22 protein-coding genes are annotated in these 21,240 nt (G+C 47.3%); 10 read left to right on the top strand and 12 right to left on the bottom strand.

Annotation, left to right across the window (positions count from 1 at the left end; all coding sequences use genetic code 11):
• The first annotated feature begins 52 nt into the window (after positions 1-52).
• Genes pstC through pstB form a run of 3 tightly spaced genes read left to right on the top strand, consistent with a single transcriptional unit; the run spans position 53 to position 2,653 of the window.
• Positions 53-988 (top strand): phosphate ABC transporter permease subunit PstC, encoded by a 936-nt coding sequence (gene pstC / locus OC443_RS12830; protein ID WP_073585470.1) that lies wholly within the window; start codon positions 53-55, stop codon positions 986-988.
• Positions 981-1,817, top strand: coding sequence for a phosphate ABC transporter permease PstA (gene pstA, locus OC443_RS12835; RefSeq protein ID WP_073585457.1), 837 nt, complete (start codon positions 981-983; stop codon positions 1,815-1,817). Before pstC ends, pstA begins: the two co-directional genes overlap by 8 nt.
• On the top strand, positions 1,814-2,653 hold the full coding sequence (pstB, locus tag OC443_RS12840) for a phosphate ABC transporter ATP-binding protein PstB (protein ID WP_083601718.1): 840 nt from the start codon (positions 1,814-1,816) through the stop codon (positions 2,651-2,653). The genes pstA and pstB overlap by 4 nt, the downstream gene beginning before the upstream one ends.
• On the opposite strand, the gene OC443_RS12845 is transcribed toward pstB, so the two are convergent.
• The gene (locus OC443_RS12845; protein WP_262021679.1) at positions 2,650-2,784 is read right to left on the bottom strand and encodes a hypothetical protein; all 135 of its coding nucleotides are present in this window, start codon (positions 2,782-2,784) and stop codon (positions 2,650-2,652) included. The genes pstB and OC443_RS12845 overlap by 4 nt on opposite strands.
• A gap of 19 nt (positions 2,785-2,803) precedes the next feature.
• Between OC443_RS12845 and ybeD the strand changes: the two genes are divergently transcribed.
• The 3 genes from ybeD (at position 2,804) to lipA (ending at position 4,910) form a co-directional block, all read left to right on the top strand.
• The gene (gene ybeD, locus OC443_RS12850; protein ID WP_073585458.1) at positions 2,804-3,082 is read left to right on the top strand and encodes a DUF493 family protein YbeD; all 279 of its coding nucleotides are present in this window, start codon (positions 2,804-2,806) and stop codon (positions 3,080-3,082) included.
• A gap of 215 nt (positions 3,083-3,297) precedes the next feature.
• Positions 3,298-3,948, top strand: a complete 651-nt coding sequence (gene lipB / locus OC443_RS12855) for a lipoyl(octanoyl) transferase LipB (protein ID WP_073585459.1) — start codon at positions 3,298-3,300, stop codon at positions 3,946-3,948.
• Positions 3,945-4,910, top strand: a complete 966-nt coding sequence (gene lipA / locus OC443_RS12860) for a lipoyl synthase (RefSeq protein WP_073585460.1) — start codon at positions 3,945-3,947, stop codon at positions 4,908-4,910. Before lipB ends, lipA begins: the two co-directional genes overlap by 4 nt.
• 99 nt (positions 4,911-5,009) lie before the next feature.
• Here the strand turns inward: lipA and glyA are convergent, their stop codons facing one another.
• Positions 5,010-6,260 carry a serine hydroxymethyltransferase gene (glyA, locus tag OC443_RS12865; protein ID WP_073585461.1) on the bottom strand — a complete coding sequence of 417 codons (1,251 nt, stop codon included), beginning with the start codon at positions 6,258-6,260 and terminating at the stop codon, positions 5,010-5,012.
• 317 nt (positions 6,261-6,577) lie between these two features.
• Here glyA and OC443_RS12870 point away from each other — a divergent pair, with 317 nt between their 5' ends.
• On the top strand, positions 6,578-7,177 hold the full coding sequence (locus OC443_RS12870) for a YitT family protein (protein WP_073585462.1): 600 nt from the start codon (positions 6,578-6,580) through the stop codon (positions 7,175-7,177).
• Positions 7,178-7,563: 386 nt separating this feature from the next.
• Here the strand turns inward: OC443_RS12870 and OC443_RS12875 are convergent, their stop codons facing one another.
• From OC443_RS12875 to OC443_RS12900, 6 genes are all read right to left on the bottom strand, one after another.
• The gene (locus tag OC443_RS12875; RefSeq protein WP_262021680.1) at positions 7,564-7,698 is read right to left on the bottom strand and encodes a hypothetical protein; all 135 of its coding nucleotides are present in this window, start codon (positions 7,696-7,698) and stop codon (positions 7,564-7,566) included.
• Between the two features lie 51 nt (positions 7,699-7,749).
• A complete protein-coding gene (locus tag OC443_RS12880; RefSeq protein ID WP_143169399.1) occupies positions 7,750-8,511 on the bottom strand; it encodes an HNH endonuclease in 762 nt (253 codons plus the stop codon).
• Between the two features lie 154 nt (positions 8,512-8,665).
• Positions 8,666-8,803 (bottom strand): hypothetical protein, encoded by a 138-nt coding sequence (locus OC443_RS12885; protein ID WP_159440358.1) that lies wholly within the window; start codon positions 8,801-8,803, stop codon positions 8,666-8,668.
• Positions 8,804-8,869: 66 nt separating this feature from the next.
• Positions 8,870-9,430, bottom strand: a complete 561-nt coding sequence (locus OC443_RS12890; protein WP_143169400.1) for a hypothetical protein — start codon at positions 9,428-9,430, stop codon at positions 8,870-8,872.
• Positions 9,431-9,475: 45 nt separating this feature from the next.
• Positions 9,476-10,036, bottom strand: coding sequence for an eCIS core domain-containing protein (locus OC443_RS12895; protein WP_083601719.1), 561 nt, complete (start codon positions 10,034-10,036; stop codon positions 9,476-9,478).
• 41 nt (positions 10,037-10,077) lie between these two features.
• A complete protein-coding gene (locus OC443_RS12900) occupies positions 10,078-11,529 on the bottom strand; it encodes an ATP-binding protein (RefSeq protein WP_083601720.1) in 1,452 nt (483 codons plus the stop codon).
• 86 nt (positions 11,530-11,615) lie between these two features.
• Here OC443_RS12900 and OC443_RS12905 point away from each other — a divergent pair, with 86 nt between their 5' ends.
• Positions 11,616-11,861, top strand: a complete 246-nt coding sequence (locus OC443_RS12905; RefSeq protein ID WP_073585464.1) for a hypothetical protein — start codon at positions 11,616-11,618, stop codon at positions 11,859-11,861.
• 1 nt (position 11,862) lies between these two features.
• Here the strand turns inward: OC443_RS12905 and OC443_RS12910 are convergent, their stop codons facing one another.
• Together OC443_RS12910 and OC443_RS12915 are read right to left on the bottom strand one after the other, a co-directional pair.
• Positions 11,863-14,874, bottom strand: coding sequence for a pyruvate formate lyase family protein (locus OC443_RS12910; RefSeq protein WP_073585465.1), 3,012 nt, complete (start codon positions 14,872-14,874; stop codon positions 11,863-11,865).
• A gap of 85 nt (positions 14,875-14,959) precedes the next feature.
• Positions 14,960-16,084: a 4Fe-4S binding protein gene (locus tag OC443_RS12915; RefSeq protein WP_083601722.1), complete on the bottom strand. Its 1,125-nt coding sequence runs from the start codon at positions 16,082-16,084 to the stop codon at positions 14,960-14,962.
• Between the two features lie 228 nt (positions 16,085-16,312).
• On the opposite strand from OC443_RS12915, the gene OC443_RS12920 reads away from it, so the two are divergent.
• Together OC443_RS12920 and OC443_RS12925 are read left to right on the top strand one after the other, a co-directional pair.
• The gene (locus OC443_RS12920; RefSeq protein ID WP_143169471.1) at positions 16,313-17,551 is read left to right on the top strand and encodes an IS4 family transposase; all 1,239 of its coding nucleotides are present in this window, start codon (positions 16,313-16,315) and stop codon (positions 17,549-17,551) included.
• A 639-nt stretch (positions 17,552-18,190) separates the two neighbouring features.
• A complete protein-coding gene (locus OC443_RS12925) occupies positions 18,191-19,066 on the top strand; it encodes a LysR family transcriptional regulator (RefSeq protein WP_073586688.1) in 876 nt (291 codons plus the stop codon).
• Between the two features lie 2 nt (positions 19,067-19,068).
• Here the strand turns inward: OC443_RS12925 and OC443_RS12930 are convergent, their stop codons facing one another.
• Together OC443_RS12930 and OC443_RS12935 are read right to left on the bottom strand one after the other, a co-directional pair.
• Entirely contained in the window at positions 19,069-20,865 is a 1,797-nt protein-coding gene (locus OC443_RS12930; protein ID WP_073586687.1) for an FAD-dependent oxidoreductase, read from the bottom strand.
• Complete coding sequence (locus tag OC443_RS12935) at positions 20,865-21,131, bottom strand: 4Fe-4S dicluster domain-containing protein (protein ID WP_073586689.1); 267 nt, start codon at positions 21,129-21,131, stop codon at positions 20,865-20,867. Before OC443_RS12935 ends, OC443_RS12930 begins: the two co-directional genes overlap by 1 nt.
• Positions 21,132-21,240: the final 109 nt, after the last annotated feature.

A 21,240-nucleotide genomic window follows, 5' to 3' on the forward strand; every position in this document is an offset into this window, starting at 1 on the left:
ACAATCGATTTTTATATTCACATGAAAAATATAAAGGCCTGTAAATATTATGATGACAATTATCAGCTTAAAAAATAAATTCAATGGCGACTCTGTTTTTAATAAATTGAGCTTTGCCAGTGCACTTCTCATATTCATCACTTTAACCGGGATTATCTTGTCTCTGATTGAAGGCGGCTGGCCCGCATTTCAAAAGTTTGGCATCCATTTTATTTTCCGCGATATCTGGGACCCGATTCAGGGCGAGTTTGGCGCTGCTGCTGCAATTTACGGTACACTGGTTTCATCCTTTATTGCGATTGTTATATCAGCACCGATTGCGCTTGGCACCGCAATTTTTTTAGCCGAACTGACCCCGGACTGGATCAGTGAGCCTGTAGGAAAAGCCGTTGAACTACTTGCTGCCATTCCAAGCATTATTTACGGGATGTGGGGACTGTTTGTTTTCGCGCCCTGGTTTTCCGATCATTTTCAGATGTGGGCTGCAGAACATTTAGTTGGCATTCCTCTGATCGGTCCCTGGTTTGACGGCCCGCCAATTGGAATTGGCCTGCTCAGTGCCGGCATTATTCTGTCAATTATGATCCTGCCAATCATGACCTCACTCACCAGAGATGCACTAAAGTCAGTTCCGAATGTACTCAGAGAAGCTGCCTACGGGACCGGTGCGACACCGTTTGAAGTCATTACCAAAGTGCTGATACCTCAGGTGAAAGACGCGACGGTCAGTGCCGCGATTCTGGGACTCGGCCGTGCTTTGGGAGAGACGATGGCTGTTGCTTTCGTCATCGGTGGTGCAAACCGGATTGAAACTTCATTCTTCATGCCGGCCAGCTCCATATCAGCAACGATTGCCCAGCAATTCAATGAAGCAACTGATCCAATGCAACTGGCCTCACTCATCGCTTTAGGTGTTGTCCTGTTCATCATTACATTTTTTGTCATGAGTTTTGCCCGTCGCCTGTTAAGGAAAAAGAAGTATGAATAAAAGAAAAATAAAGAACTCTCTCTTTCTGGCATTTTGTACATTATCGGCGGCTTCCGGTGTTTTTATCCTTGCCAGTATTTTCTATACCCTGGTCGGTGACGGTATCAAAGGGCTGAATCTGGCGACTTTTACCATGTTAACTCCGGGACCGGGCAGCGAAGGCGGACTCAAAAATGCTCTGATAGGCAGTTTTATGCTGACACTTACCGGGATTATTATCGCCGCACCCATAGGTATTCTTGCCGGTACCTGGCTGGCTGAAACAGAAAAAGACAACAAAATTGCTGAATCTTTGCGCTTTTTAAATGGCATGTTAATGAGCGCTCCCTCGATTCTGGTTGGCTTGTTTATTTATGCCATTATTGTAGTTCCGACCGGCGGTTATTCTGGCTGGGCCGGGTCAATCGCACTGGCTGTACTGGCTTTACCCATGATTGTATCTTCAACAGAAGAGATGTTGCGCCTGGTTCCGCCCACACTCAAAGAAGCAGGCAGCGGTCTGGGCTCTCCCAAATGGCGGGTCATCACTCAGTTAAGCTACCGGGCTGCCGCACCGGGTATTGTGACGGCAATTTTGCTTTCCATTGCACGGATTTCAGGAGAAACGGCTCCCCTGCTCTTTACCTCACTGAACAGTAATTTCATGACAACTGATATGAGTAAACCGATGGCTAATCTGCCCGTCACCATTTATCAGTTTGCCATGAGCCCTTATACATCGTGGCAAGAACTGGCATGGGCCGGAGCATTGATTGTAACGACCTTTATCTTAGGCATAAACGTATTGGCAACCCTGTTGCCAAAACTAATCAAGGCGAGAAAAGCATGAGTACGGCAATTAACAGTATACTTCACAGCACATCTGATGCGGACATCAACGGACAAACCTCCTATGAAGAAGAAAATCTGTTGCAGAGCATGGATATACAGAACCTGAATTTCTTCTACGCAAAAGGAGCCGAAGCTGCCTTAAAAAATGTTTCCATGCCAATATACAAAAATCGTGTGACTGCACTGATTGGTCCGTCAGGATGTGGCAAATCGACTCTGCTGAGAACATTAAACCGGATTTACAATCTCTATGGACAACAGCATGCGGATGGCGACATTTTGCTTGAAGGACAAAGCATTTTTGTGAATACAGATATTAATGAACTCCGCTCTAAAGTCGGAATGGTCTTTCAGAAACCCACGCCTTTTCCGATGACCATTTATGAAAATATGACTTTCGGACTCAAGATTCAGGGAAAATTATCCAAAGCAGAAATCAGAGAACGGGTCGAATCAGCTTTAAAACGTTCACACCTGTGGGATGAGGTAAAAGATAAGCTTAACTCTGATGCCAACGGTTTGTCCGGAGGTCAGCAGCAGCGCTTATGTATTGCCCGGACGATCGCGCTGGAACCTGATGTGATTCTGATGGATGAACCAACTTCGGCACTTGACCCGATTGCAACTTCTGCCATTGAGATGTTAATTACTGAATTGCGTACTAAATATACCATTGTGGTTGTCACTCATAATATGCAGCAGGCCATGCGCATTTCTGACTATACCGGGTTTATGTATCTTGGTGAGCTGGAAGAGTTTGGTAAAACCAGACAAATCTTCAATGATCCAACCAAAGAACGCACCCGTAACTACATTTCCGGTGATTTCAGCTAACCATCGTTGACACACCCAGACAAAAAGGCCAGTAAAATGAATGTACTGGCCTTTTCCGGCTGCAGTCCGCCCAGCAAGATCTTGAGTTCAACCCGGTAAAACAGTAACATTCCCCACCAAAGTTCGTTCATTTCATCAGGAATACCAGATATGCTGACTATTAATTCCGACGCAAAGTTAAAGGATCTGCTTGAGTTTCCTTGTTCGTTCACATACAAAGTGATGGGATATGCAAAGCCAGAGTTACCGGAACGTGTCCTCGAAGTCATTCAGCGTCACGCGCCTGGTGATTACCGCCCAAAGGTGAAACCGAGCGCGAAAGGAAACTATCATTCTGTTTCCATTAATATTACCGCGACCTCAATTGAGCAGGTAGAAACACTCTACAAAGAGTTAGGTGAAATTGATATTGTGCGTATGGTCTTATGATACAAACCCGCATATATCCGCTTAATTCCACTTTAATTGATTTTATCAATTTTTTTTGAAAGCAGCTTCAGGCTGCTTTTTCTATAATTATCAGCTGATTAACTATTCATACACGAATGTTATGGTTAATTTTGTAGCATCTATGAGTAGTTCAGCGTCACAAAGAAGTTTATAATCCGGTGATAATTATCTTCTATAAGTAATAAAGTCAGCACATGGATAACCAGCTTCTTATCGTCAAACAACTTGGTCTGCAAAGCTATCAAACTGTTTGGCAGGCAATGCATGAGTTTACTGACAACCGGGATAGTGAGACACAAGATGAAATATGGGTGGTTGAACATCCACCGGTTTTCACCCAGGGTCAGGCCGGAAAAGCAGAACACCTGCTCAATACCGGCGATATTCCTGTGGTTCAGTCCGATCGCGGCGGACAGGTGACTTATCATGGTCCGGGACAACTTGTCGTATACTTCTTACTTGACCTGAGAAGAAAACAGCTGGGAGTCCGGGAGTTAGTGACACATATTGAAAATATTGTCATCAATACACTCAAAGCCTTCCATATCGAATCAAAGGCAAAAGCAGATGCGCCCGGCGTTTATGTCGAAAATAAAAAAATTTGCTCTCTTGGCTTAAGAATTCGTCGCGGCTGTTCATTTCATGGGCTTGCGCTGAACGTCAATATGGATTTATCACCGTTTTTAAGAATTAATCCATGCGGCTATCAGGGCATGGAGATGGTTCAGGTCAGTGACCTTGGCGGTCCGTCAGCGATCCGTACCGTAGAAGAACAGTTAATTAAAGAACTCGTGACCACTCTGGGATACGGGCATACTCAATACAGCACAGAAGTAATATCATGACTAAACCAATTCAAATGGAGAAAGGCGTTAAATACCGGGATGCTGATAAAATGGCACTGATACCGGTAAAAAATATGCCGTCTGAGCAAAAAGAAGTGTTACGCAAACCGGAATGGATGAGAATCAAACTGCCATCGGACAGTCAGCGTATTCAGGATATCAAATCTGCAATGCGGAAAAATAATCTGCATTCTGTCTGTGAGGAAGCTTCCTGTCCCAACCTCGCGGAATGTTTTCATCATGGCACGGCCACTTTTATGATTCTGGGTGCAATTTGTACCCGCCGCTGTCCGTTCTGTGATGTTGCTCATGGCCGGCCTCTGACGCCTGATGCCGGTGAACCGGAAAAGCTGGCACAAACAATTAAAGATATGGGACTCAAATATGTCGTTATCACGTCGGTAGATCGTGATGATCTGCGTGATGGTGGCGCACAACATTTTGCTGACTGTAACCGGGAAATTCGCGCACTTAATCCTCAGATCAGAATTGAAACACTGGTTCCTGATTTCAGAGGCCGAATGGATAAAGCACTGGATATTCTGCAAACCAGTCCACCGGACGTGTTTAACCATAACCTGGAAACTGCACCGCGCCTGTATCGCAAAGCCCGTCCCGGTGCAAACTATAAATGGTCGCTTGAACTGCTGAAAAAATTTAAAGAGAACCACCCGGATATCCCGACGAAATCTGGTTTGATGATGGGACTTGGTGAAACAAAAGAAGAAATTATCGACGTATTAAAAGATTTAAGAGCACATGGAGTGACCATGCTGACTCTGGGTCAGTATCTGGCACCAAGCCGGCATCATTTACCGGTTGAACGCTATGTGCCGCCTTCTGAATTTGAAGAACTGAAAGAGATTGCTCTCGGACTCGGCTTTACTCACGCCGCTTGTGGTCCGTTTGTGCGCTCTTCCTATCATGCTGATCTTCAGGCTCAGGGAGTTGAAGTTAAATAACCCTTAGCCCGTATTGTCTCAGACAAGCACAGGTCAAGGCCAGTACATAAAAAAACCCGCAAATCAGCGGGTTTTTGGTTTTCGTCTTCAGACTTCAGATTAAGCGTAAACAGGTAAACGCTTACAAATCTCAAGTACTTTTGCTTTCGTCGCTTCAATCACTGACTGGTCATCAGCGTTATCAAGTACATCACACATCCAGTTTGCGAGGTTCTCAGCATCTTCCACAGTGAAGCCACGGCGGGTAATTGCAGGCGTACCAACACGGATACCTGAAGTAACAAAAGGACTCCGGGGATCATTCGGTACTGAGTTCTTATTCACTGTCATATTCGCAGCACCTAAAGCGGCATCCGCTTCTTTCCCTGTAATCCCCTTATCGATTAAATCGACAAGAAACAGGTGGTTTTCAGTGCCGTTAGAAACAATCTTGTAACCACGTTCCTGGAACTGAGCAACCATAGCCTTCGCATTTTCAACAACTCGTGCCTGATATTCTTTGAATTCAGGTTCCATAGCTTCTTTAAAAGCAACCGCTTTAGCCGCAATCACATGCATCAGAGGTCCGCCCTGTCCGCCGGGGAACACTGCAGAATTCAGTTTCTTGTACATGTCTTCACCAGCATTCGAAAGAATCAGACCACCACGAGGGCCTGCCAGTGTTTTATGCGTTGTTGTCGTCACAATATGTGCGTGAGGCAGTGGCGTCGGATATACACCCGCAGCAATTAAGCCCGCAACGTGTGCCATATCGACAAACAGGTAAGCACCAGCTTTATCCGCAATCTCACGCATTCTTGCCCAGTCAACAATCTGAGAATACGCAGAGAAACCACCAATGATCATTTTTGGCTTATGCTCCAGCGCAAGCGCTTCCATTTCATCGTAATTAATCTGGCCACTTTCATCGATACCATATGGAATCACATTGTAGTGTTTACCAGAGAAGTTGACCGGAGAACCATGGGTCAGGTGACCACCATGTGCAAGGCTCATACCCAGCACGGTATCTCCCGGATTCAGTAAAGCCATATAGACCGCACTGTTTGCCTGAGAGCCAGAATGCGGCTGTACGTTCGCATACTCACAGTTAAATAATTTACACGCCCGGTCAATTGCTAAAGCTTCCGCTTTGTCAACATACTCACAGCCACCATAATAACGCTTGCCAGGATAACCTTCTGCATATTTATTTGTTAGCTGAGAACCCTGAGCTTCCATCACCCGGGGGCTGGTATAGTTCTCGGAAGCAATCAATTCAATGTGCTCTTCCTGACGAAGAGTTTCTTCCTGAATAGCTGCGAAGAGTTCCGCATCGTAATCAGCGATATTCATATCACGCGTTAGCATCTGTATCTCCTGACTCATTATATAAGGGTCGAAAAACTGCTCTAAATGCAAAAGCAAACGTTTCCGTTGCCAATTTGGGGCGCATTTTACCTAAATTGAACTATGTCATAAAGCCCAAATTGAATAAATGATCATGCAGTTTTTTCATAATCAGTTGAAGTTTTCTTATAAACCTCACCAAAGTGTCAATAATTCCATTTACAGGTTGTAAAAGATTAGAGACATAGATTTACCCTAAATTTCCCTTTCTAGCTACCGGAATTTTTACCTTTTGCTTATGATTCGGGCAGATAAAATAAGATATCAATGGCACCATCATGGAAAAACACTCATATAAAGAAGATATCATTGCAATGATCACCGGCTGCTTTCTGGTCGCCTTAGGCATCAATTTTCTGCAGTCCGTTCATATGATTACCGGAGGCACGGCCGGGTTAGCATTATTACTTGATCAATTTTTACCATTATCCTTTGGTGTGCTGTACTTCCTGTGTAATACACCTTTTTATCTGCTCGCCTGGAAAAAATTCGGCCCGCGCTTTGCCTGGAACAGTATTATCTGCGGATTAGTGGTCTCTGTATTGTCTGATCATATTGCTATGTTTATGAAGCTCAACAGCCTGAACGATATTTATTGTGCGATTGTCGGTGGCTTATTAATGGGAATTGGTATGCTGGTTCTTTTCCGCCATCACGCCAGCCTGGGCGGGTTTAATGTATTTTGCTTATTTGTTCAGGATAATTTCGGGATTGCAGCCGGAAAAATTCAGCTCTGTATTGATGCCGTGATTGTTGTGACATCTTTGTTTTATCTGCCGGCCTATGTGGTTTTTGTCTCTGTTCTGAGCGCCGTTGTTTTGAATATTGTACTGGCTATGAACCATAAACCTTCAAGATATATCGTTACTTACAACTAAATCACCTATACCCGAGCAACCTGAAGATGCATGATTCAGCGTGCAGCCGAAAGGTGCAGTTCAAGGAAAGGGAATGCAGGAATGTACCCACCTTTCAAATTCTCTTGACGCAGAAATGTGCCTTTCAGCTCACGCCCTTCGGGTGAGTTTGTCTGGCTTTGAGACAAATCTCACTGAAACCTGCATCTTCAGGTTGTTTGGGTATATATGGATACCGTCCCGTTTCAATTAAAACAGCGAATTACTGACATAGGTAGTAACCAACATATATTCAGCATCTTTGAGCCCTGATGAAAAGCCGCATTCTCTGTCCTCGTGAGCTCCATGACTTCGAAAGCCTGGTTATTTACCAGGTTCTCAGAGAGTCGGTTCTACCTGGCAGTACATCAACTTACCGTCATTTCGATCAAGATGGACTCAACATTTCCTGCTTCTTCACCACTGTCCCCGGTAACCTCACTGTCACCGGTCATATTGTTCTTGTATAAATCTCCCGACGCCACTTCCGATATCCTTGTCATGAGGTCTGTTCCTGGCCCTTTTGGGTCATGTTGGACATTTAACCTATCCCCCTATGAACCCCAGATAGAATAGCCTCCTTTATGAGAAAAAGATGCATGGACATCCCGGTCTATCAACTGCATTTTTCCCCGGTCTTTGTGATGATGCCACGTATATCCGGCAGGGGACTTGTCTCCATTGACAGGATGAGGCGTACCTTCATAAATCATGTTTGATACTTTGAAATGTTGAGGTCTGCTGCCGCTATTCAAAGGATTTCCGGTGAATTTTGTTTTTCCCGGATTTCCCCCATCCTCAATATTTACTTCCCATGTTCCCGGCGCTTTAGGGCATTTAGGTTTTCCACCTTTGGGGCACATAAACTCCAGGCAACCATCGGTATCATTGTAAAACCGGTAAGTTGTCCCATTCACATCTTTCTCGGTTTCTTTATCACTTGGAACATGCCCGGAACCCGAGTCTGGTTTCAGGTAGGATTTTATTGCTGTGACAACAGTATTTATGACCGTACTCTCGCGGGTTGAGTCATTCACGGTATTATGAGCAAAAAAGTTTCTGACAAATAATCTGACAGAAGAGTCAGAAACATCCTGCATTCCATATGTATCTTTATTCGAGATGATTTTAAGTGAAATAGTTGCAGCATCATGCCTTTGTATAACAGCTCTTTGAATACCTCTGTTATCTTTATGTATCCGCGCTTGTACCGGCGCTGATTTCCGGTGATCTTCAAGCACCATTCCCTGCCAGGACTGGCGCTGTACAGGAAGTTGTATCCGATGGCCGGGTTTATCTTTTAACGCCGAAAACATAATTTAGCTCTCCTGTTTCTGTTCATCAAAAATCAACAGTTTCTATCCGGTCAGCAATGCTGTCTTTATGAAAACGCCTGACCGGTGCTTTCCGGGATAAAAGAGTTAAAGTGCCTGTCCCTGCAACACTCTCAATGCAACAATTCACCTAATTTTATTTATTTTCCTGAATACTGTTTTCTAAGAATTCTTTAAGCTCAGATAGCCTTTTGTCAACTGAAGCCCCAATCCTTGGAACATTATTCGCCTCAAGATCCATGATATAAATATGGCCGGTATCTTCTTCAATCATAAATTGAAGATCTGCGCTTGTATATTTTAACCTTATGAGTTGATTGACATCATTCAGCAACCCGGTCTACTTATTCAAATGAAAAGGTTTTTTATTGATTTTATCCAAAAACATACTTTGCTTGACTGCGGACCAAAGTGGGCGCCCTCCAGCCCCACCTACAGTCGTTTGTTTGGGGATCCATTGAACAATTGCAAACCCTGATTCGGTTTTTCCATATATTTCAGGCACTCTGATTCCCCACGCCTCAACTTTTTTGTCGTTTTTATATTCAGTCTCATCCATCGCTGTATCTATCATAAAAGCAGCGGTTGAACTATCAGTTGTCGAATCCCCGTTTTTATCGAACAAATAGATTTTCTTCGCACGCGAGTTTTGCAATATTTTAGGTTTAACCCCGGTTAAATCTGAAGCAGCCACTTTACTGATTGGATCAATCTTTTTGCTTTTTGAGTCATCGGATTTAATCACGCTCATTTCATGGAAATAGACCCGGTAGTAAACGCCAGGCTCATTATCAAACTCTACCGCCATACAATTAGATTTTACCCTGGAAGGCCTTCTTATCACGCCTGTATTGCCATAATCAGATGCAGAAGCCAAATCAATTATTATTTTCGAATTCATAGGAACCGTGTTGTTTACAACTCTCCGAACTGAATCGGCGGAAGGTTATTTCAATGCCTCGGCTTCATCTTCAACCCGTTCTCTCTTCGTCTGTACGGTAGTGTGATTTTCCACTCTTTGCGCTGTGACTACAGATCTCGTCTCACTTCCAATACTTTCTACAAGTGAATGATTACGCCTCATCTGCAACGCCCTCGCCCCCATTACCGTCGCTTCACTCTCCAGCGCCGGGCTATCATTCACAGCCATGCCGCTCACAGAAGTGGTCGGCTGCACGCGTCCCTGCATCTGTTGCACCACATGACCCAGTTCGTGTGGCAGATGTTTTTCCTGCCCGGAAGCGAGATGAATATCGCTGCCCTGCGCGAAGGCGTGAGCCTGCACGGCGGCGGGTTTGGATGAGTTGTAGTGAACTTTAACGTGGTCAAGACTCATGCCACTGAGGTTTTCCATCCCGCTTTTCAACTGATCCGGCAGACCAGTGCGGTTAGGCTGGCGCTGCACCGGCGGCTGTTCCCGGTGATCTGCCAGTACCATGCCCTGTCCGGACTGACGCTGCACCGGAGGTTGCCGGTAACCGGCTTTGTCTTTCAGATCTGAAAACATGGTATTCTCCTCTGCTTATGTTCCTCAAAGGTCAACAGACCTCACACAATCAGCTTATTGTCTTTCCGAAATTCCTGACGAATACTCTGCAGAATATCGTCCTGATGCACCACACGTTCCCCACGGCGGATCGCTGTGAGCGCACACTGGCGCAACACGTTAATAATCTGCCCGCCCGCCATCTCATATTTTTCTGCAATCACGGCTAAGTCCACCGACTCACCCAGCTCACATACGTCCCGGAAAGCGTTTTGCCACAGTTGCAGCCGCTCTTCCGGACCGGGCATAGTGAACTGCACCATGCTCTGAAAACGACGGGTAAAGGCTTCATCCATATTGTTTTTTAAGTTGGTAGCGATAATCACCGTACCGGGAAAGTCTTCTATTTTCTGTAATAAATAACCGGTGAGCTGGTTGGCGTGGCGATCATTTGACGAAGTGGCGTCGGTTCGCTTACCAAACAGCGCGTCTCCTTCATCAAAAAACAAAATCCACTCTTTATAGCAGGCTGCATCAAACAGCCGGGAGAGGTTCTTCTCGGTTTCCCCGATATATTTCGACACCACCATCGATAAATCCACCCGGTACACTTCCCGCCCGGTAGACTGACCCAGCAGCGCAGCAGTGAGGGTTTTGCCCGTGCCCGGCGGGCCGGAGAAGACGGCGCGGTAACCGGGTTTGACCTTGTGACTAAGCTTCCATTCATCCATCAGAATGTGGCTGTGCGCCAGCCAGGCGCGGATTTCTTCGATTTTGCTCATCACGCGATAATCCAGCACCAGTTCTTCCCAGCACAGCGGTGTTTCCAGCAAATGCGCGGGAAAGCTGGCACTCTGCTCCGGCCTTTGCCGCTGGCCGGTAATGAAATAGTGCAGCCAGTGCTCACTGAGTTGATAGACCCCGGACCATTGCGGCAGTCCGGCCTCCACCGGCAGCAATTCTGTGACCTGTTCTGCCATCAGGCGGTGTTTTGGGGAAAGAATCGAGCGCGTGCATAAATGCCACTCCGGATTGTTGGCACTGAGCAGAAAATTGAGGGTTTGACCGGTAGGAATAAAACCACTGTAGGCTTTGTCTGTCACGCCGCCAAATTCGGTAAATGGCCGGTCGATCATCCCGTTTAAGCCAAAGAAATAATCCAGCGCATCGGGACGAATCGCCGGAGCCATCGCCAGCACCAGAGCCAGTCGTTCAAAAGTGTTCAACTGCCACTCGGTCATGCAGTCAGCATACTGGCTGCTTCCCGGTTCCAGCGGTGGAGGCTCAATCTCCAGCCAGTGATGTTCATGCCCTTCCTGCTTCAGATAACTGCAAATGACCTGACGGATCACCATCATCAGCCATTCAGTTTCCTGATACAGCACCATCAGGTTACGCTCTGAGGCGGAATGACTGGCAGAGCGATCGCCCGTCAGACGCTGATCTGCGACGACATTGCTCTCTGTTGTGACGTGCTTTTCTGACGTCACATGACTTTCAGCCAGACTTCCCATACCGGTTCCTTATATCAGCCGCAATAATATGCATTTAATTGATATAAATAAGTGTAGTCGCCTTTGCCGGAGGTGTGCGTTTATGTATGGATACCTCTTTGTATGAGTGGATTTGTGGTGGTGAAAGCAACCAGGTCAGAATCAACAGTTCATCTGACCCCGGAAGAGTCTTGTGTCCCCGGAAGAATCCGGAAGTTGAAGTGCCTGTCCCCGGAATACCAGGAATACCCGGAATAGTGAAGAACCGGTTGGCGCGTCTGTCCCCGGAAGAACCGGGCACAGGGCCGCGCCCGACATCTCCGGTGAGAGATGCTGCACACGGCCCGGTTTGATTTACTCAGTCTCCTCTTCCACCTTGATCGGCCGGTCGATATAGTTTTCCATATGCGATACAGGCAAGGTGATAAACGGCGTTTGCCAGCCGCCTATCCGCACGTTCACACCGGCGTATTTTTTCAACAGTTTTTCAGTTTCTTCACGCGGTTTTTCCTGCGCATAATGGACTTCTTCATAAATCTGGGTATAAAGCCTTTTATCCCCGATAGTTAACGTCATCATCGGCATTTTTTCCCGGATAAAACACTCCAGCACAGCTAACAGCTCGTTCTCACGGTCGGTTGGCGGTTCAATACACACATCGGTGATCACCCCGGCAGCAAAACGGTTCAGCGCCAGTTTACTCATCGACCCGGCGATACCGGCAAAACCGTTTTTCACCGTACCCGGTGTGGGCGAGAAGTTCGGTGTCAGCGGTGCGCCATTCGCTCTTCCGGCCGATGCTGCATTCCCCCGGCCTGACCAGTTATACTGCTCAAACGTCCCTAACCCGGCCGAGATCATCATATTGAAACAGCCAAACCGCTCTTCGAGAGATTTGCCGTAAAATCCGGCGATACATCTCAACTCTCTTTTCTTCATTTCTTCTTCTTTGGTCACCGGATGCTTCTGGAAAGTATCAATGGCAAACGTCGCCGCCCGTTGCATCGCTTCTTCATACGCATCGAGGATTTTTACGCAGATTTCATCAGCATCCACATTATCCTTGCCGCCGCTGTTGTTACCAAAGGTCGGTGAATTGGTATTAAAATCCGTTTGTATCTGGTTATACAGCGACTGAACAGGATCTTGCGGATTATCCGGGTTGCCGGATTTGAAATTTTTCGCCAGCGCTTCGACCACCACATCATAGTCATATCTCTGCTGATCCAATTCACCGCGGCGGAATGCTTCCTGATCATCATCGAAAATCACCCATTTTTTGAACGCGGCAAGCGTATTCACCACATCCGGCACACCCGACATGATCACGCCGCCAATATTGTATTCGGCACCGGCCCAGGATTTGTCCCGGCCATATTTCATACATCCGTCCAGATAAGCCGAGAGTAACGGCGACGGGGTTGAAAACTCATCAATCAAATAATACCGGAACAGGGAAGTGACAGACTGATTAATAAAGAAATCCAGATGCTCCGCAAACGTGGCCAACAAAGCATCAAAGTTCTTTGGTTTTTCGGTTCTGGGCGCAACTTTTGCTCCGATTAACAGTTCCGGATTATCAGATAACATGGCTCCCTGATTCAGTGCACATTCCATCGGGGTTAAAGCGCAGAACATGGCGAAGGTCCAGTCACTGCAACCATTTAAAATTGGTTCCCAGCAACCATCGACACAATAGTCATTCGCCAGTGCCTGGATTTTATCCTGATAAAACCGGCGGATGATATCTCCGGGATTTTTATCCAAGGTTTTCTCCAGATATCCGACTGCTTTTTCCCTGTGTTTGCCTTTCAGTTTAGTCACGCTCCCTTCTATGCCATCAATATTATCAATGACACTTCCCAGGGTATTGAAGAGATAATTCTGTTCCGTCGCAGATAACTTCCTGATGTTGCGTTCAACCAGCCGGATCAGGTAATCCTGAGTCACTTTCAGCCCGTTCTCCAGCGTGCGCTTCATCGCAGGAATCATCACTTCATCGTTGATAATCGCCGGATTGTTGCGGGTGGCATCCCAGACTGAAGCGATTGCTTCTTCCAGTCCTTCCGGCGTATGACGGCCGACACGAATATACAACCCCGGCGTGGACAGGTTGACCTGCGCATAAGCTTTGAGGATCAGATAAGTACAGTCATTCGTCGCATCGCTGCCATCCGGTTTCACGCCACCGATAATGATGTTTTGCAGGAAGTTATTGATACCGGCTTTCTGATCTATCAGATAAGGATTGACGCCCAGCGCAGTATTGTTATCGACATGATCCTGTTTGTTGATATTAGCGGGCGTCAGGTCAAGATTCAGCCGCCATGCCGCTTTGATCATAAAGCATTCAAAGACTTCCAGACAGCGGGGGTATTCGTCTTTTCCTGCCTTGAGCAGAAACGGATTAAGCACCTGATCCAGCCGGCCGAGAGAAATGAAGTTCATCCCGGTATGCAGTGCCAGATGGAAAAACCAGATGCTTTGCATCGCTTCATGGAATGTGTCTGCTTTCTGCCCCGGCACCTTACGGGCAATCCGGGCCATTTCAACCAGCTCTGCTTTTCTTTGCGAAGAAATATCAGCACGATCGGCTTCTTTCACCGCAATCGCCGCAAACCGTCCGGCGTAATCGATCACCGCCTGACAGGCAATTTTGACCGATTTATAGAAATCTTTCTGCTGCCCGAGTTCGGAATGCTTGCGGTGATACTTATCCATCAACACCGCATTTTCGTCCATGATCCCGGCTTCTGTCTGATGCTTACACGAAGACTCTTTTTTCAGCGCTGCGCATCTTTCCTTCCCCTGGCTGATGTCCGCTTTGACCCGGCTGATGTGGTCATCACATTGATCAATCACAGATTGTAAGCCCTTATTGACCAAATCTTCATAATTAATCGTATTATGACCGAATAAAGACAGCGACCCCCGGTTGGTTGCAGAACCAGCTCTTTGTTCCTCTTCCGTCAGATAAGCCGGGAAGATTTTCCCCAGCCCATTCGACCCCATGGTCATGTTACCCAGCAACAATTCACCATCATGAATCCGGTTAGTGTATCTGTCTTTGGCTAACGTCTCATCCGTCAGTGCCTGCAGCATGGCATCAATCGCTTTCGCACGGCGGAGAATGACACTGTCACCCGGATTATTGCCCACAACATCGTATGTTTTATCCAGTTCCTGTTGATTAAACCACTCACCCGATCGATCGGTTAACGCTAAATCTATCAGAGTCCGGTGCAGTTTTTTTATCCGCTCAGAGGCCTCGTTCTGTCCCAGTCCCTGCGCTTTCCACATCTGATTAAACAGAACTTTTTCTGCTTTCTGTTTCTGTTTTTCTTTGGTGATACTCTCATCTGACATTGTTTTTCTCCTTGCCACCTGTTTGTCGTCGGGACAAAGCAGATATGACGTTGATAAAAACGCTTCTCCGGATAACAGCATGAAATTAATATGCGGAGATATCGGCTATCTCTATATGATGATGCCGGAAAAATGCGCGGATTTTCTGCTCGCTTTTCCGGCATTGCGCCTCATCCGGCATGGTAATTTTTTCCCGGATGCCGGACGCCTGATAATAATGGCTGGTATGGACATTCCACGGGCTGAGGAATATCCGATCACTGTGGTATTGCGTGAGTAACGTCAGGCACTTGTCCAGATACCAGTCCGTATCTGTGTGGCCCGGCACCACCGGAATCCGGTACAAAATATCAGTGTGGTATTGCGCAATGACCTCAACCGACCGTTCAATCAGTTTGCTGTGATCATTGTGAGGATAATTGGTAGTAAACCGCATACCATACAGCCAGCAATCTACCAGTTCATCCAAATCCCGGTATAGCTTTGCCGGCAGTAACCCGGAGGTTTCAATTGCAGTATGAATACCCGCCGCTTTACACAAAGACAGTAACTGAATCACGGCTTTTTTCTGCAATAATGCTTCGCCACCGCTGAGTGTAATACCGCCGAATCGTTTAATCATGTTCAGATGGGGCGAAATATTCTGAAACAGCAGGCCAACCGGCATTTGTGTAGTCGGCAGGGATAAGGTGCTGACCGGTTTATATATTGAAGAACCGGGGCAAACCTCAATACATTTGCCGCACTGAATACAGTTGTCCCGGTTCAAAATGTGCCGGTTATTCTCAAACTTGTGTACATAACCGGGACAGGCCGCCTCACACCGATGGCATGAAGTACAATGTTGCTCGAAAAACAGCACCGGAGATGAAGCGGGCCGCGCATGAGGCGAATGGCACCAGACACAATCCGCGTGGCACCCCTGCATAAACACCACGACCCGGACACCAGGGCCGTCATACACTGACTGAAATGAAAGATCAAAATAGGAAATAATTTCATCACTCTCATAGCGCAGTGCTTCTAAAATCACTTTGTCACGGGTGCAGGTTTTATCAACGGGAAACATCTCCGTTCCCGGTTGCTCACCCATCGCTTCAGATGATAGTTGTCTGGCTCTGACATCCGGTAAAATTATTTCACGTCGCTTATTTTCCACGTCACGGTTCGCCAGCGGGAATTTCACGTCGATTTTGGTCAGACTACTCATACAGATTCCTTATGGCAGCCACATATACCCAAACAACCTGAAGGTGCAGGTTGCTTGGGTATAGATATGAATTTAACTGATATGCATAAGTGTAATTGGCTTTTTCCGGTTCTGTGGATTATTCCCGGGAGTCAAAAGAATTTTGTGAGGACAGACACTGAGGTATCCCCACAAATTTTAAAAAAATGTTCAAATAAATCAGGTTGGCAGGAACATTCATGGCTTTTTGTGATCTTAATTGTCACCACAACAAACCAGACCACAGCCATGAATGTCGACCAAATCATATCTCAATTTGTTACTTCTGTCTCTCAAGGGGGGCATCAAACCCGTACTCAATCACTCACTGCCTGCGTACAAAGTGCCATGTCTGGGAACGCCTTGACCGTGACTTCTATGGGGCGGGGGATTCAGTCAAAAGCCCATCAAAAACATAATATTAAACGGGCTGACCGACTCTGTTCCAATCCACACCTTTGGGCTCAAATCCCCTTGATTTATCAGCGAATTTGCACACTCATTGTTTCCAAAAATTCACGACCAACCATCCATGTTGACTGGTCTGACTTAAACCTGAGTAAAACCCTTTTCCTTATCCGGGCGTCCATCTCTTTTCAGGGACGGGCACTCACACTCTATGAAGAAGTTCATCCACTGGAGACGAAAGAGAAACCAGCGACTCATGACCTTTTTCTGAAAACGCTCAAGCTCCTTTTGCCCAAAAATACTTGCCCCATCATTGTAACTGATGCCGGCTTCAAACGTCCGTGGTTCAAGAGCGTTCAGGCTTTAGGATGGGACTTTGTCGGTCGTATTCGTGGACGGATTTGCCTGAGTCCGGATGGCAAGACGATGCAGCTTTGTAAAACCCTGTATCCTTGTGCAACCTCATCCGCTCGTGGGCTGAAAAACTGGTTCATGGGAGGAACATCCCCTTATCCGCTTCAGCTGGTTTTATATAAAGAACGACCCAAAGGCCGGATCGCCAAAACCGCTGGTGGAAAAAGAAAGCAGTCAAACTACAGTAAGAAGAATGCCCGTCGGGCCAGGGAGCCGTGGCTCCTTGCAGCCTCATTAAATTTATCAAAAAAGTCACCCGCTCAGATTGTTCAAATTTACCATCAGAGAATGCAGATAGAAGAAGCGTTCAGAGACCATAAATCCAGTCAGTTTGGTATGGGGATGGAACAGCACCGAACAAAGAGTCACTCGCGTCTGAGTGTGATCGTTTTGATTGGAACACTAGCGCATAACATACTGATATTATTTGGTATTATGATGGAAGAACAAGGGCTTCATAGACACTATCAAGCCAACACAGTCAAAGATCGGAGAGTGCTTAGTCATGTGACATTAGGTCTTCATTTTTATCGTCATGGCAACGCAGATCTCTCTCTCGATGACTGGCATTTAGCCATCCTCATATTACGAGAAAAAGTCACTGAGTCTCAGGTGATTAGAGAATAATTTTGTGGGGATCCCTCAGGGACAGACACCTTATGGCTCTTGATGACTAAAATTGTTGTGAGGACAAGATTGTTGTGTGGACAAACACGAGCTCCCGAACACCAGAATCCCGCGACAGCACAACATCACCGGTGCTCAGTCAAAGAGCTAAGGAATAAAGAGCACCGGAATACTCACCTGGCTAAATATAAAAAGGAAATGAGATGTCGTTATTTTTAAGATAGTCCGCCATTTCCACGATGCTTTTCTTATTGTAGTAATTCACTTTAGGATCTCCGATAAGAAAGACCTTGATGTTTTATTTGATTGTTTATACCCAAACAACCTGAAGATGCAGGTTTCAGTGAGATTTGTCAGGCTCTGAGACAAGGCACTGATTTGAAGATAGAGTCATTCTACGTTGAAAATCTGTCACGCCGTATCAGAGCCAGACAAACTCACCCGCAGGGCGTGAGCTGAATCATGCACCTTCAGGTTGCTTGGGTATATTAAGAACCATCAGACGACCACGCTTTTCACAGATCCATCAGCCCCTGATGACAATTCACTCAGTCAGCAACCTGATATTTCAGTCCGGCACGGTAAATTTCCGGCCTGGCCCACGGTAGAATAAACAAATGTCCCCGACGGAACTCCGCTATGTACCTGCGCTACCTCCAATACTTTATCACTGTGGCAGAGTGTCACAATTTCTCCCGCGCCGCCGAACAGCTCAACACGGTACAACCTTCAATCAGCCGGCAAATCAAACGGCTGGAAGGCATCGTCGGCACCCGGCTGTTAAACCGTTCTCCCCATCATCTGGCGCTAACCCCGGCAGGCGAAGTGTTTCTGGTGCATGCAAAAATCATCCTTGAAGAGTTTGAACAGGCTAAATTACAGGCATTAAAAGCCGCCTCAGTCAGTGACAACGAATTGAGCGCCGGGCTGGTTTCCGGCGCGGAACCGCCGTTTTTTGACAAAGTACTGAGGCCGGCCAAAGCCAGATATCCGGATTTCACCATCAGCCTGACATCCGGCAAAGAGAGCGAATTAGTCAAAAAAGTGAAAGACGGCAGCCTGGATGCCGGGTTTCTGATCGGCCCGGTTGATGATCCGGCACTGACGACCTATCCCGTGAGCCGGCAACGGATTATGGTGGCGATTTCAGCACAAACCCCGCTGGCTGCCAAAACGACTCTGAATCTCAGCGATCTGGCTGGTTTTCCGCTATATTTGCCCAAAGACACGGATTCTCCCTTCTACAAAGCCGCTATCCGGCAACTGCTGACTCAGACAGAAACCAGACTGATGACAGCCAGTATCTGCTGTGATAATGCCATGTCGGCGATGCAGTCGGTGTCTGTCGATGGCGGTTGTTGTTTCATCACCGATTTTCAGGCTGATATGGCACCGGACCACGTCATCATTAAGCCACTGAAGCCGGATAGGATGTGTGAGCTGGTTCTGATCACATCCCGCCAGAATCCGTCACCGGCAACACTCAAACTGACCCGGCTTTTTACCGGCGGATAAGGCTAATCCGCCTCTGCCGGTATCAACACACTGTCCGGACTCCGGCTGATCTCTGCTTGCGGATGATAACGATACGTCTGCAACGGCAAATCTTCAAAACTCACCGACATCTCACCAGACTGAGCCTGTAACACCACCCATTTACAGAATGCCTGATCATCCCGCTCCGGATAATCTTCACGGATAAACCAGCCGCGGCTCTCTTTTCTCGCCAGCGCCGCCCGGAAGAACATTTCTGAACACAACACCATGCTGGTCACTTCATTGGCAGCTGCCAGATAATGTGCATCGGTGACCTTCATTTCCGGCAGTTTTTCTTTCAGGGCCAGTACCTCAGCCAGTGCGCGTTTCATCCGGCTTTCATGCTTCCACGCTGACAGATCAATCGCACTCATTACATGTTGCAATGGTTTTAAAATCTCGTCAGGTTTAATACCGTCTGTCCTTGCAAGCGGAGCCATAAAACGGGCTTTCAGATCACCGGCCTGAAGGTAATCAATGTCACCATGCCGGGGCGTTGCTGCTGCGAACTCAGCGGCGGATTCACCAGCCCTCAGTCCCATAAACCACGACCACATTAGACCGGTACCCCGGTTGCGTCCCGGTGGCGTTGGTACAGCGCCGGTCGCCGCATTACCGCAGGCACAAATATCACCGGCGGCGTACAAACCTTTCATACTGGTTGCCATGTCCCGTCCGACATACACCGGGCTGCATTCACCGATAAAACCCGGCACAATTTCTTTCATCACATTGCTGTCGCGGTAACCCTGTATTTTTTTCTGATACAGTCCATGCCAGAATTTGTGTGCCACCGGGCGATACCACTCATCATCGGCCTGCCCCACCTCCGGTGCCAGATTTCTGCCCGCAGCAGACACAACAAAACCATTTTCGCGACTGTCCTGATAAATCGGACCGTTCCCTTTCTGCACTTCCCAGTGCATCAACAGCGCATGATTTCCCCCCAGGTCAATACCACCCAGCGTGCCCAGATTCGGGTTATCTTTCAAAAACGGCCGGGCAAATTCAGAAATACTTTCGCCTTTGGCGTTATACAAAGCATCTTCCGCGCCATACGCCATGTGGCCATGATCCACACTGGTCATCCCGACGAATGAGCCAAATTCAGCATTACGCATTTTCGCCCCGGCCCGGTATGCCGCAGCAATACCATCCCCCCGGCCGCTGGCCCACATCCGCATAATCCGCCAGTTCTGATTACCATTCGCCAGAATCACGGCTTTCGCTTTGATGAGAATCGTTTCGCCGGTCAGCAGGCTAAACCCTATCGCACCAACCACCCGGTTACCGTTGGTCAGCAAGTCGACAATCGAAACTTTTTCCAGAAACTTCACCCCGGCGGCCTTTGCCCTTCTGGCAAGCCGCTGCATAAAGTCGAGATCAACGGTCATCACTTTCCACGGAATCACCGGATGGCCACTGAAAGGCGCTTTCCGGCCGTAAAACTGAACCCCGTAAGCCATCATCCGGTTAATCACCTGCCGCGTAGCATTGGCATAGTCACGCAGCAGGTGCTGTTCACTGAGATAATCGCCCAGATTACGCACCTGATATTCGACATAGTCTTCTTCGCCGCCTTCAGGAATAAACGCGCAATGACCGCCGCCTTTATTGGCTTTGCCACCGAAACCGGGAAAGGCTTTATCAACTGCCAGTACATCCAGATCCGGATGCGCATCTTTGGCGGCCAGTGCCGCCGTCAGCCCGGCAGAGCCCGCCCCAACCACCAGTATTCCGGTTTGATAAATGTTGTCGTCTGAAGCAATTGCAGCCATCACTGCACCTCCCCGGTCTCAAAGGCGGACTGAGTCAGATAACGGGACTGATAAATATCCGGCCAGTCGCGGTCAAATGACGGAATGACCTGAATGGCCTGAGGAAAACAGCTGAGTTCACACACCCCACATTCCACACAATCTTCCGGATAAGCGATCAAAGGACAGTCATTCTCTTCATCCCAGCGAATCACATCCACCCAGCAGGCCCGGTAGCAGGACTTGCAACCACTACACCGCGTTTTATCAATCTGAATTACATTCACTCTGTTGACTCCCTGATTCATCGTGGGCTTTTCACCACTTTCTATATGAAAGTAAGAGCAATAAGATTATTTGGGAAATACTTTATATGGCCGGAGCGATACCTGAGAG

It is taken from the genome of Vibrio quintilis (genome assembly GCF_024529975.1).
Taxonomy (GTDB): domain Bacteria; phylum Pseudomonadota; class Gammaproteobacteria; order Enterobacterales; family Vibrionaceae; genus Vibrio; species Vibrio quintilis.